Genomic DNA, 12,397 nt, shown 5'->3' on the forward strand with positions numbered 1-12,397 from the left:
GATGATCGTCGATCCGCCGTTGTATCCGCCCCTGCCCAGATGCGCCCCCCTTCTTGTGTGCGATTAATCGAGCATGGTCTTGCACTTGTCTAGCTCGGCCTTGGTCTGGCGCAGTGTTTCACCCAGTTCGACCCGCGCCGCCAACCGGCTTTCCTTGCGCATGGCGGCGGCAAGGGCCGCGGTCCTCGCGTCCAAATCGGCGGCGTCGGCCAACGCCATACGCCAGCGCGCCAGCTCATCCGACGATGCGGCCAAGCGAAACGGACGCGCGGCGCGGCGCGCGGCACATAGCGCCTCGATCCGTTCGATCAGCCCAGCATAGAGTGCGCCCAAGTCGCTCGATGGCAACCGATCCAACGCCAGGGCGGTAAGGAAACCGCGATCGTCTACGGTCAGCGCGCCGGTATCGTGCAGGGCGGTGACAACGACACGTCCCACCTCGCGCTCGGCCGCGCGCTTCGAACCGAGCGACACCGCCGCCGGAGCTTCGGGCGCGTCGTCCGCATGTATCAGGACCACGGGTTGCGGGATAGCACGATGGATGATCTCCGCTAGCCGCGGCGGCATCGGTCCGCGGGTGCGCGCAACGAGGACGTTGATGGTGCTCACCTCGAGCCCGTCGACCCCCGCCGCGGCGATGCCCGCCGTCGCAGGATTGATGGCCGCAAGCCAGTCCAGCCGCGCCAGTTTCCCGTCGATCAGCCGCTTGTCGGCGGCGGTCGGGACATTGTCGGCGAGCGACGCCTTAGGAACGCGCCTTGGCGCCGGTCCCGGCGGCAGCGCGAAAGCTCCGATCAGCGTTTCGAGCGTGATCGGCGATCCGCTCATTCGGGGGGCAGGATGGGAAACCAGGCGACGACCTCCCAATCGTCAAGCCCGCTGGCACCGCTCATTCCCTGTAGCGCGCCGGTCGTGAACAGGCTGTCGACCGCGCGCTCCTGCGCGGTGCCGGTGACGCCGACGATGGCCGCCTCCAGCAGCGCTTGCCAGCGCTCCATCTTCGAGCCTTGCCGTGTCTCGCGGTCGAAGCGACGCCACAGCCGTTCGCTGTCCGCCGGATCGATCCGCGCGAGCTTGCGCATATTGTCGAGGATCCGCTTGGGCGCTGTGTGCGGAAGGTGAATGGTGCCGTCCATGAACACATGTACTAGCGCGTGGGGGCTTAGCGGGTCCTTCGCGTCGAGAGCTGCAAGCGCGCCCGGCGTCTCGGCGCGAAGGACAAAAATCGCGCCCGCTGGCAGGTCATCGCTCTCCGTAACGGGCGCATGGACGGTCAGTGGCATCCGCCCAAGCCGTTCCCGCTCCTCATCCGACAGCTGCGCAAGGTCCAGGCGCAGGTCGTTGAGCGTCAGGTCTGTGATGGCGACGCCCTGCGACAGGTCTTCCAGCTCAATTACCTGATCCTGCATCGCCTCCAGTTGCCGCCGGCGATATTCTAGGTCGTTCATGTCGTTGCCGGGATCGGCCTCGATGATATTCTCCTCGCCTGTTGCCGACACGTCGAGCAACTTCATGCGGCCGGAGACGGTGCGCTCCAAGCCGATGTAAGCGTCGAGGTCCATGTTCGGCCAAAAATTGACGAGCTGGATCCGGCTGTTCGTCGATCCCAAGCGGTCGATCCGACCGAAGCGCTGGACGATCCTCACGGGATTCCAGTGAATGTCGTAGTTCACCACGCAGTCGCAATCCTGCAGGTTCTGGCCTTCGCTGATGCAGTCGGTAGCAATGACGAGGTCGATCTCGGGTTCGCCGGCCAGCGAATCTGGCCGACCGCGGGATCGAGGCGAAAAGGCGGTCAGGATCGTCGCCAGGTCAGACTTGAGGCGGCCGCCCGTCACACGGTTCGCCCCCGAGCCCGTCACCAGCGCCGTGATTCCTGATACCTCGTCGGCGAGATTGTCGTGCAGATATGCGGCCGTGTCGGCGAAAGCGGTGAACACGAGCACCTTATGGTTGCCGGGGTTGATCGGCTCGGCGCGCTTGGCGGCAATGATGCGCCGAAGCTCGGCGAGCTTCGCGTCACGATCCGGAGTCACGCCGCGCGCCTGCCGCAGCAGACGCTGGAGCCGCTCGCGATCCGCCTTCAAGTCACGATGCCAGGCGATCAGGTCAGCGTCCGACAGCAGCACCTTAACGCGCTTACCGACACCCAAGGCCTCGATTGTCGGATCGTCCTCTGCCAGATCCTCGATCGTCGGGGCTTCCACGCTGTCGTCGTGTGCGGCGATTCTCGCGATCAGTTCGTCAACGGCTGCAAGCTGGCGCTCAACCGTCAGCGCGAAGGCGTGGACCGAGCTTTCCATCCGCTTGAGCAGGTTTACCCGCATCAGGCCGACCAAGCTCTCCTCGCGGTCGAGCTGACGGAATACGGACTCGCCCGCCTTGGCGGTCTGACTGTAGCGCCGATCGTATTCGGCACGCTTGTTGGCCAGCACATACCGCAGCGGGGCGTATGCTGCGAGCGTCAGCCGCCGGATCTCGTCGTTTACCGCCGATATGGGAGGAAAGCTGCCATCGGACGCGACGTCGGTCTTGCGATTCTGCGGCGGTAGCTTTTCAGGGAACCGGCCAGTCTCGCCGATCCCGTAGTAGCGCTCGATGTGCTTGCGCGACCGCGCGATCGTCAGCAGATCAAGCAGTCGCACATAGTCGAAACCGAGCATGTCGAGCAATCGCTGCGATGTCCGCCGTTCAGCCGGCAGCGCCTGCCACTTGTTAAACGCCGCCTGCGCCAGCCGCACCGTGGCGGCTATGCTCTTGATGCCCGCGTCGGTTAGCGCTGCGTCGTCGCCTTCCGTCGCGAAGGCGATCTGGTTCTTGAGGTCGTTGAGCCGGTTGTTGACCGGTGTAGCGGACAACATCAGCACCTTGGTCTTGATGCCAGACTTGACGATGTCCCGCATGAGCCGGTCATAGCGGCTCTCACCGTCGCGCCCCGTCGGGCGGTTCCGGAAATTGTGGGATTCGTCGATGACGACGAGGCCGTAATTGCCCCAGTTGACGTGATCGAGGTCGATATCACCGGACTGGCCGCCCTCGCGTGACAGGTCCGTGTGGTTGAGCACGTCGAAAGCCAGCCGGTCGCCCGCCAGCGGGTTGCGCACGTCGTTGCGCGTCCACAGTGTCCAGTTTTCACGTAGCCGCTTTGGCGCGAGGACCAGCACACGCTCGTTGCGCAACTCATGATACTTGATGACGGCGAGCGCCTCGAACGTCTTACCAAGGCCGACGCTGTCGGCGATGATGCAGCCGCCCCACTGGCGCAGTTTCGCAATGGCACCGAGTACGCCGTCGCGCTGGAAACGATAGAGCATCTGCCAGACACGGCTGTCTTTGAGACCGAGCCGCTGGTCGGGCAGGGCGTCGGCATCGGCGGCCATGTCAGCGAACAGCGCGCCAAGAGCACGCTGGTAAACGGATGCCGGTCTGTTTTTCGCGGTCGCAGTCTGCAGATCGACGATCACTGGATTATGCTGCGATCCGTGTGACCGGCGCCAAAGCTCGTTGAACCAGTCGGCGACGGGCACAACCTCCGTTTGACCTTCCAGCATCTGGACCATGCCCGACGTCTCGCTTGGAGCCAGACCAAGCCCTGACGTCGTCATGTCACAATCGCCGATAAAGGCCCGGGCGGCATCGTCGCCAAGCAGCAGGGACTGCCGCAGCGGCAGCGAGGTCATTCTGACCTCAGCGCTGTCGAGCCACGTGAGTACCTTAAGCGCGCTGCCGCGGAGCGTAAGCGCGTTGCGCCGCCGACGATCGCCAGCATCTTGCCGCAGACCGGCGTTGGACGACAGAAGAAGGCGCTGAAGGTGAACCGCAGGCAGCATAGCCGCGATGCCTTCGACCGACGCCGCGCTCGTCGCGACATCGATCGCACCGGTTGGCAGGTGGTCGGCGACACGATCCGTGCCGGTGTTGGAAAGCAAGCGCATCTAGCGGTTAAATCGGGGTGTGGCCGGACTGGCAAGCCGACTCGCACTGGACTGTGCTACAAAGGAGGTGTCACACCGTGGCGTTATTGGCACCCTGCCGAAGGCAGTTGGCACCACGCCTTTGCAAAAAGCTGTCGGTCTATACATGGCCCATTTCTTGCGGTTGCCCCCGTAAGGGTCACCATCGTCAAGCAGGAAACGGCAGAACTGCGCCGTTTCGGACGATGTGAACCAGTTGCCTCCCACATTTCGTCCCACAGATTTTTGAAGCTTTTCCGGCATCTTTTGACACGCTTTGAGCCGCTAAAGCGATTCCCACCCCACAATTTGTAGACGGCGGCTGTGGGCACGGATCGCGTTCGAGATCTGCGTACGCTGCCGGTTCAGCATAAGCCGCACCCGGTGCAGCATCATCAGGCTCTGCTGCTTCGGGCTCTTCACCGCGACGAAGCGCATCGTCGGGCGTGTCACCGCCTCGCAAATCGCCTCGGCGTCGGCCGCATCGTTCTTCCCGCGCTTGACGTAGGGCTTTACGTACTGGGCTGGCATCAGCCTCACGTCGTGCCCGAGAGCGGTCAGTTCGCGCGCCCAGTAATGCGAGTTGTTGCAGGCCTCGATGCCAACGAGGCACGGTGGCAGCTTCGCGAAGAAAGGCAGCATCCTCGCTCGCGTCAGCCTGCGGCGGATCAGGACCTCGCCATCCGCAGCCACCCCATGCACCTGGAACACCGACTTCGCGATATCCAGACCGATCGTCGCAACCTTTTCCATCGTGGCTCTCCTTCCAGCTCAACCCCACGATATTACCGCAGGAGGGGTGGAGAGCCGTCCACAGCATCACTAGCCGACTGACTGCTCTGGGGAGAGGACTGAAATAAGCTGCCGGGTAGGTCGGAGCACGCCCTATCCGAGGACAAGGCCGCCGGGGGCTGTGCCATCGCTTCCAAGGCATTCGCCACCAACGACGGAAGGGGGTAGCGGCCGGGGGTAGCGGTCAGGTGTTCCGGGCGATGCTCTGGTCCAGCGCGGCAATCTGTCGCCGCAAGCCGTCGATGGAAGCCTGCTGGGCATCCTTTAGAGCTCGATTAGCCTTCCAAGCAGCGCTGACCTTGGCGGTGGCGAGCTTCTTGCCATCCTCTGCTTTCTGTAGGACCTCGGCCCACTCCTCGTCAGTCATGGAGTAGTTCTCGCCGGATTGGTCGTTGTGTGCAGGCCAATGCACGTCGCTCAGCGTGTCCGTCAGGTCCTTGAGCGCTGCCTTGAGAGCCGCCTTCGCTTCCTCCACCGCCGCGTCCTCGGTCCCCACGAGCGTGGTGAGATACCAGTCTAGGCGGCCAAGAATCATCTGCTCGACGCCATGCGCGTCGTGCTCGCTAATCTCGATCGGCTCGCCGGCCGGGTCGCTCGTCACATCTTGGGCCTTCCACAGCGGGTCATCTATCGCCTTGGCGACCCGGACGGCGCGCTCCTCGGCCTCGCGCAGCCGCATGGCGAGTGTCTCCCGGTGCATGATGCGGGTCTGGAGGTTGCTATCCTTCAGTTGCCGCCAAACGGGAGCTCCGGCGTACCAAGCCGCGCCGATGGCGAGTACGCCCGCGATGAGCGTCTGGTAGTTGTAGATGAAGGTGCCAGCACCGGCCCAGATCACCGACAATAGATGCGAAGCGGTAATTTTCAACTCGATTACCTATCCCCGGAGAGCCTGCCCACTCAACGGGCAGGGCCGGTCGAAACTGTTCCACTTTCCGTGGCCGACTTGCTGGCAACCGCTCGGGGCAGTCGCGGGGGGTAGCGAAGCCGCGCCCACTGCTCAGCTGACCTTCCTCTTGTAGCCAATGGTCCGCAGGAATTCAGGCCATCCACGGTAGCGATCCGCACCGGGGCGAGGCTCCACGCCATGCTTCTCGAGCGCCGCCAGAATGTCAGCGTCAGAGCCGTGCTTCGTCTCATCGGCCGACAGGTCCATCGGGGAGAAGCTCGAGGACATGTACTCGCGAAAGCTCACGGACAGCAGGCGGTCCGAGGGCGGATCAACATGTGTCCATCCGGCGAAATCAATCTTGCTGCTGCCCTGCACCCGACCGCCCGGGGTGAGGTGCATTTCGTCAACCTCGTCACTTGCCGACATGATGCCCGCTCCTCCTGTTGAACTTTGCAGGTGTGATCAAGGACGGAATATTCAACCGGTCCACTCTCATCAGTGCCCCGCTGCCATGCTGAACGAGCCCAGCCGCTGGCCGAGCGTCGCCATCGTCCGCAAGATCGCGCGGCTGTTCGAGGTTCCGGCGGCCGAGCTCCGTGCCTTCTTTAGACTCTGCGAGGGCGCCCACCATCGGCTTTGCCTGCCCTGTACCAACCGCGCCGGGGAGGTGAGCCACTACGCGGTTTGATTGCACCGATACTGAACAAAAACATGAACAGCTTTGACTCCACGTCGATTTGGAGTCAGCTTTTCATGCATGTTCAAGAAGATCGTCATTCGCAACGTGGGGGTATTGAAGGCGTTTGACGCCGGGACCTCTCCGCCACTCTCACAGCTCACGATGTTCTACGCCAGGAACGGCCGGGGCAAGTCCACCCTAACCGCGGTCATGCGCGCGGCCCGGGATGGTTGCTCGAACACCGTCATGGCGCGACGCTCGTTGGGCAACAATGCTGCTGACCCCGAGATCACGCTCATCTCCGACAGCGGAAACCGGCTGTTCAAGGGCGGCAAGTGGCAACACAAGCGCGCACCAATCGAAGTGTTCGACGCCACCTTCATCGCGGACAACGTATTTGCCGGAGAAATGATCGAGCTGCCACAGGACCGGGGCTTGTTCTCGGTCATCATCGGGGAGGAGGGCGTGCGGCTCGCCAATCTCCTCGAGCGCTTCAATGCCCATGCCAAAGCGGCGGCCACGAAACTAAAGGACGCTGAGGCGGCTCTGGAGGATGATTTGCCCTCCGACATCAGCCGCATGGACTTCTTTGCGCTTGCGGCCAACCCTGCGTATGCGGACCGTCTCGACAAGGCCGAGAAGGCGTTGAAGGCCGTGCAACAGGTCGACAAGATCGCGGCGCTCAAGCAACTCGACACCATCGCCGCGCCAACGCTGCCCGCTGACATGGCGACTGCCCTTAGCGCCACGGTCCCGGACATCGACGCAGCGGCCCGAGACCGGCTGGCCGAACACTTCCGGCACTTTAAGCTCGGCAAACAAGGCGAGGCGTGGGTCAACTACGGCATTGAGCACATCCACGACAATGCCTGCCCGTTCTGCGCTCGGCCGAACGCTGACGAGCTCGGCATAGTCACGCTGTACGGACAGATATTCGGTGAGCAGTACAAGGCCCACATGACCACCATTATGGACGCAGCGACCGCGCTGGACGATGCGTTGGCCGAGGACGCGCGGACAGCGATTGCGGCGACACTGACCGCGAACGTCGCGTCGGCAAAGGCATGGGAACAATATGTCCAGCTCGGGGCTGAATTGCCCGACTGCGCTGACCTCGGGACCGACCTCGCGGAGGCCCACACAGCTGCGAAGGAGCTGCTTGATCGCAAGCGCCAGTCCCCACTCGAGGCTGTGGCGGACGCAGAGCTCACCGCGAAGGCCAATGCGGCCCTCTCCCGCGCCGCCGCCACGCTGGCGGCCTACAATCCCGCCGTTGAAGTCATCAACACGGCCACGAAGAACGCGCAGTCAGCGTCAGCGACGATGACGGAGGACGATGCTAAGCTGGTGGTCACGAATGCCAAGCGCCGCATTGCCCGGACAGAGGATCCGGGCGTCCAGCGCCGCATTGAGGAATATCTCGCAGCGTCACGGCACGATGAGCGTGCGAAGAATGCGCGCAAGGTCACGCAGAAGAGGCTCAAGAGTGCCAATGACGCGGCGGCGGACCACTATCACCTTCGCGTGAACCACTACCTCGAGCGCTTCGGGGTCTCGGCTCGGATCACGCGGCCCACGAACAGCATGGCTGGCAACGCCGGGTCCGCCGATTACTCTCTGGTCATCCGGGGTGAGTCAGTTCCGCGCGGCCGTGGGCCCGGAGCCGCACCCATCCCGAGCTTCCGTAACACCCTTTCGACCGGCGACAAGACCACGCTCGCGCTCGCCTTCTTCCTCGCCAAGCTCGACCACGATGGAGCGCTGAACCAGAAGGTTGTCGTCTTTGACGACCCGCTTGCCAGCCACGACAGCCACCGTCGCGGCAAGACGGTGGAGGCCGTCAAAGAGCTCTGTGGTCGGTGCCTCCAGCTCATCGTCCTGTCCCATGACGAGTATTTCCTCCGGGATGTCGAGAAGCTGTGCGCCGGCGCCACCAAGGCGTCCTATCAGATGGAGTACAGCGACGGGGACGAGTGGTCAGCCGCGAAGCATGTCCGACTTGGGGACCTGTGCCGCTCCGATCACACCAAACGCCTCGACAAGCTCGCTGCCTACGCCGACAACCGGCAGGGCGACCCCGACGACATCGTGCTACACGTCCGGCAGGTGATCGAGACGCACTTCCGCCGCTCATACACGGCTTATTTCCCGCACAACCGGAACCTCGGCCAGATGGTGCGGGACATTGACGATCACGTGGGCAGTCACCCTTGCGACGGAGTGCGCGACCGAATGGACGCGCTCAACTCCGCCACTTGCGACAATCACCACGGGGATGATGCGGACGTGATGCCCAAGAAGGGCGTCGATCCCGATGCCTTGAAGGTGATCGTCACTGACGCATTGGAATTGATCGGGGCGCGGCGCCCGGCGGGCTCAACCGCTGCTCTCTCCCCGGCTCCGGGCTCGACCGCTGGCGCCGCCTCATCGGCCGTGACTGTACCCTGAGCCGCTTTCGAGGCGGCCGGGGTAGCGATGAGATCGCTACCCCTCGGCTACCCCGGAAGGACTGGCGGGACCATCTTTCCAGCTGACTACCTGAAAAGATGGCGGGCGCGGCAGGGATTGAACGTGCGACCCCACCCGTGTGAAGTGCAGGGTCGATAGCCAGGTAAGAATGACCGCTTTCGGCTGCGAATGGAGAGTTCACGAGCGTCCGACTTTGGGGCGCTTAACTGTCGTGCGTCCCCCGGCAGTGCGGCGTGCTCTCGACGGACGTGCCAGCGCCTCAGACTTTGAAATCCCGCCAAAACTTTACAGTTGAGACGGCAGCCCGTTGGAGGCGACGGCTGATATTCTCCACCTCTCACAGCCACATGCACCCCGGCCGACGGCGGTGCTTTTATCTCGCCCTCTTATTTGGGCTCTTCCGCCGCGCCCGAACGAGCACCTCCCTGGTTCTTCTCGGCACGATCTGGCATCCATTGAAACTACGCGAGACCGAAGGACGAATCATGCTGCCCGCCCGCACTTTCAGCGTGTCGATCCGGAGCGACTGGCGCTCGCTGTACGGGTGGATTTGGCGCCCCGAGTTCTTCCCGAACTGGGCGTCCGGCCTGGCTGAATCGAACCTTAGAAATGACGGTGATCGATGGTACGCGGACGGTCCGGAAGGGCCGATCCGCATCCGGTTCACACCGCACAACGAGCATGGCGTGATGGATCATTTCGTGGACACTGGAGCAGGTTCCGAGGTTCACGTGCCCCTACGCGTGATCCAGAATTGCGACGGCGCGGAGGTCCTGCTTACCCTGTTTCGGCAGCCCGAAATGGATGAAGACAAGTTCGCGGCGGACGCCCGCTGGGTGAACCGCGACCTGAAGAAGCTAAAGGCGCTGATCGGAGGCTAGGCGGCCTCGGCGAGCTTCTCGATGCGCTGTTCGCATGCCTCTCGGACAAGGGTTTGCAGCACCGTGACGCGCTCCGCGATCCATCCCAACTCCTCGCCCGTAATGCGGTAGGAACGCGAGTAGCGGGCCTTCACATACGCATCTCGAAGCAGCGAATAACAGCGTTTTTGGAAGCGCGTTTCGCGCGGCCAGACCTGCTTGAGCGTCGGCTCGAGCTGCTCGGCCATGTCGCGAAGGCGGTTTAGGTTGTGGGTCTTGGGGCTGTAGAGCGTGCGCACCAAAAAGAGGCAATGATAGAGGCGTTCGACGGTCTGATGCAGGTCGAACGCGGCTATGTTCAGCGCACCATCAGCGACGGCATGTTCGTGCTGCCGATAGAACTGGCCGGCCGTTTGAAACCAGTCTTCGTAGTAGTCCCGCGTCTCCTGCAACGCCTGTTCGGGCGACAGCGGCTGCGGCTCGACGAACGGAAAACCAGACTCCTCGAACAGCACGATTCCGTCGCGCAGGATGTCCATGAAGAAGTAGCGACCGAGCCGCAGCTTCTCGTTCACGTCGTCGATGTCATGATAGATCAGGCTCACCGGCGTGCGCAGCACCTCCGCTGCCGAGAGCTCTTCGAGCAGTTGCGCCTCGGCCTTCTCCCAATATTCCGCGATGTCGGTGAACTCCTCGCGATTGACGACGACGAGCAGGTCGTAATCGGAGAAGTACCGCCCGACCGGATCTTCGACCCAGTCGCCGCGGGCGTAACTGCCGAACAGGATGATCTTGAGGATCTGACCGCCGCGCGTGCGTGTCTGGGTGCGTCGCGCGGTGGCGACGGCGAAGCTGTTTCGCAGCACGTCGACCACATGCGCCAACTCGCGGCGCTTGCCCTCCGGCAGGTGATCGAGGCTCGTCTTCATGGCTCCAGATTCGCGCGTCGCGGGCGAATTGCCAAGCGGATAAGTGATCACGGCGGGCCGCAGGCCCGCCGCGCCGGCGCCGGCGCCGAGTCCTCCGGCATCACTCGCGCTTCCTCCGCCGAGTGTCGCCGCCATCAAGCGCGAGCAGCACCCGCGCGACGACGCGCTCCACTTCCTCGACGCCGCAGCCGTGCCGCTCGGCTGCCTCGACACAGTCGAGATTGTCGAACCGAACCGACCCGAAGATCGCGCGATCGTGCTCCGGAAGCGCACGAAAGGCGCGCCGCATCCGCCGCATTTTAAGCCAACGGATCATGGCTGCGCCTCCTCGCCAGCGACAAAGCCGAGCAGGAAATCGGCAGCTTTGCTGGCTGCGCTGGCTGCCCGGAAGATCGCTTTCTCGTCCTCGCGCAGCACCGCAAGCCAGCTGCCGACATAGTCGGCATGCCGCACGGTCGGCCGGATCGAAAGCGATGCGCAGGTAAAGGCGCTGGCCATCTCGGCAACCAGTTCCTCGCGCGCATAGGCGGCGCTGCCGAACCCGCCGGACTGATCGCGATCCAGCCGCGAGGGGTGTCCGGTCCAGTGCCCCAGCTCGTGCAGCGCGGTGCGATACCAGTTGACCTTTGAGTGAAACGCCAGCTGCGGTGGCACGGCGATATAGTCGCCGGAAGGGCTGTAATATGCCTCGCCACCGCCAATCCGGAAGTCGGCGCCACTTGCTTCGATCAGCGCAAGAGCCTCGGGGATCCGGTCCGCGTCGCTCACCGGTTCGGCTTCGATCTCGGGCGTGAACCGCTCCGGCAATCCTTCGCACTGGTCGATGTTGAACACGGTGAAGCGCTTGAGGAACGCCAGCTGCCGCGCCTCGCGATCCTCATCGCGCGCCCGCTCGGCCTCGTCCCTGGGCGTAAAGCGATCCGCATAGCAGATGGTCGTACCGCGCTCGCCCTTGCGCACGTTGCCGCCGGCAGCCTGTGCCTGCTTGTAGGTCAGCCAGCGCTGCGAGGCGTACTTGCCCTCGATCACGGCTGCCCAAAGGATCAGCACATTGATCCCGGAGTAGCGTCGCCCGCTCACCGCATTGGCCGGCATCGTGCACCCGCACACTGAAGCATCCCAAGGCTGCACCCAGGGCAGCCGTCCCTGCTCCAGCTCGGCAATCACCCGCGCGGTCACCTCGGCATAGAGGCTCACGCGAGACGTATCGGTCCTCGCAATCATCGCTCCTGCTCCTTCAAAACCACCGCAACCGGCGCCGGAGTGGCGGGGGTGGGCAGCAGGAGCGGACCGGCAGTCCCGATTGAGCGGCGGGCTGCACCCGCAGGGCCGCAACGGAGTGGAGGAGCTGGCGCAGCCAGCTTGCGGCTCGCCGCGGCGGGACTAGAGGGTAGCGACGCCCACCTCCCGCCAGTTCGAGTGCCGGAGGCAAACGCCGCGCCGCAAAGCGGCGCGTCCGCAGCCCATCAGCGCGCAGCGCTGCCCAGCGCCAGCGGTGCTGCACGAAGGAGGCTCTCTCGAATCCGGCCGGCCGTCGCGGCGGCGTGCGCGCGGGCCTGTGGGCCAGCCGCCGCCGCGCCTTCCGGCCGGATCGAGCGCGCCACGCGGAAACCAAGACGCTGCGACCTCTGGCGTCTCCGCAGGAGTGCGCCAGTGTGCGCTCAGCTGGTCCCCGCGTTCCGCTTGAGCCGGCACTTGCCGGCACCCGCGTCAGGCGATCGTCATCCGAATGGACCGAGCCGCCACAGAGCGACTCGGCGGCGCGCAGCGGCGTAAAGCGCGGTCACGCCGCAGGCGTGAGACGCCCTGAGACTGCCGAACCG

At 64.0% G+C, this 12,397-nt stretch carries 10 protein-coding genes and 1 pseudogene; 3 read left to right on the top strand and 8 right to left on the bottom strand.

Features of this window, described 5'->3' with window-relative positions; genetic code table 11:
- Window positions 1-63: 63 nt before the first annotated feature.
- The 5 genes and pseudogenes from ASE13_RS02470 to ASE13_RS02490 form a co-directional block, all read right to left on the bottom strand.
- The gene (locus ASE13_RS02470) at window positions 64-828 is read right to left on the bottom strand and encodes a DUF4391 domain-containing protein (protein ID WP_056610949.1); all 765 of its coding nucleotides are present in this window, start codon (window positions 826-828) and stop codon (window positions 64-66) included.
- Complete coding sequence (locus ASE13_RS02475) at window positions 825-3,935, bottom strand: helicase-related protein (protein WP_056610953.1); 3,111 nt, start codon at window positions 3,933-3,935, stop codon at window positions 825-827. Before ASE13_RS02475 ends, ASE13_RS02470 begins: the two co-directional genes overlap by 4 nt.
- A 321-nt stretch (window positions 3,936-4,256) precedes the next feature.
- Window positions 4,257-4,706 (bottom strand): annotated as a pseudogene (locus ASE13_RS02480) (IS110 family transposase); the annotation flags it as partial.
- 223 nt (window positions 4,707-4,929) lie between these two features.
- Complete coding sequence (locus tag ASE13_RS02485) at window positions 4,930-5,613, bottom strand: hypothetical protein (RefSeq protein ID WP_156404692.1); 684 nt, start codon at window positions 5,611-5,613, stop codon at window positions 4,930-4,932.
- A gap of 132 nt (window positions 5,614-5,745) precedes the next feature.
- The gene (locus ASE13_RS02490; protein ID WP_056610959.1) at window positions 5,746-6,063 is read right to left on the bottom strand and encodes a hypothetical protein; all 318 of its coding nucleotides are present in this window, start codon (window positions 6,061-6,063) and stop codon (window positions 5,746-5,748) included.
- Between the two features lie 85 nt (window positions 6,064-6,148).
- Between ASE13_RS02490 and ASE13_RS19650 the strand changes: the two genes are divergently transcribed.
- From ASE13_RS19650 to ASE13_RS02500, 3 genes are all read left to right on the top strand, one after another.
- Window positions 6,149-6,325, top strand: a complete 177-nt coding sequence (locus tag ASE13_RS19650) for a hypothetical protein (RefSeq protein WP_156404693.1) — start codon at window positions 6,149-6,151, stop codon at window positions 6,323-6,325.
- Window positions 6,326-6,394: 69 nt separating this feature from the next.
- A complete protein-coding gene (locus ASE13_RS02495) occupies window positions 6,395-8,764 on the top strand; it encodes an AAA family ATPase (RefSeq protein WP_056610961.1) in 2,370 nt (789 codons plus the stop codon).
- Window positions 8,765-9,270: 506 nt separating this feature from the next.
- Window positions 9,271-9,666 carry a hypothetical protein gene (locus tag ASE13_RS02500; RefSeq protein WP_056614590.1) on the top strand — a complete coding sequence of 132 codons (396 nt, stop codon included), beginning with the start codon at window positions 9,271-9,273 and terminating at the stop codon, window positions 9,664-9,666.
- Here the strand turns inward: ASE13_RS02500 and ASE13_RS02505 are convergent.
- The 3 genes from ASE13_RS02505 to ASE13_RS02515 are packed head-to-tail and all read right to left on the bottom strand — an operon-like array spanning window position 9,663 to window position 11,798.
- The gene (locus tag ASE13_RS02505) at window positions 9,663-10,709 is read right to left on the bottom strand and encodes a HEPN domain-containing protein (protein WP_235536816.1); all 1,047 of its coding nucleotides are present in this window, start codon (window positions 10,707-10,709) and stop codon (window positions 9,663-9,665) included. The two genes, ASE13_RS02500 and ASE13_RS02505, sit on opposite strands and share 4 nt — an antisense overlap.
- On the bottom strand, window positions 10,675-10,890 hold the full coding sequence (locus ASE13_RS02510; protein WP_156404694.1) for a hypothetical protein: 216 nt from the start codon (window positions 10,888-10,890) through the stop codon (window positions 10,675-10,677). The genes ASE13_RS02505 and ASE13_RS02510 overlap by 35 nt, the downstream gene beginning before the upstream one ends.
- Window positions 10,887-11,798 (bottom strand): ArdC family protein, encoded by a 912-nt coding sequence (locus tag ASE13_RS02515; RefSeq protein ID WP_056610967.1) that lies wholly within the window; start codon window positions 11,796-11,798, stop codon window positions 10,887-10,889. Before ASE13_RS02515 ends, ASE13_RS02510 begins: the two co-directional genes overlap by 4 nt.
- Window positions 11,799-12,397 lie beyond the last annotated feature (599 nt).

It is taken from the genome of Sphingomonas sp. Root241 (genome assembly GCF_001428865.1).
Lineage (GTDB): Bacteria > Pseudomonadota > Alphaproteobacteria > Sphingomonadales > Sphingomonadaceae > Sphingomonas.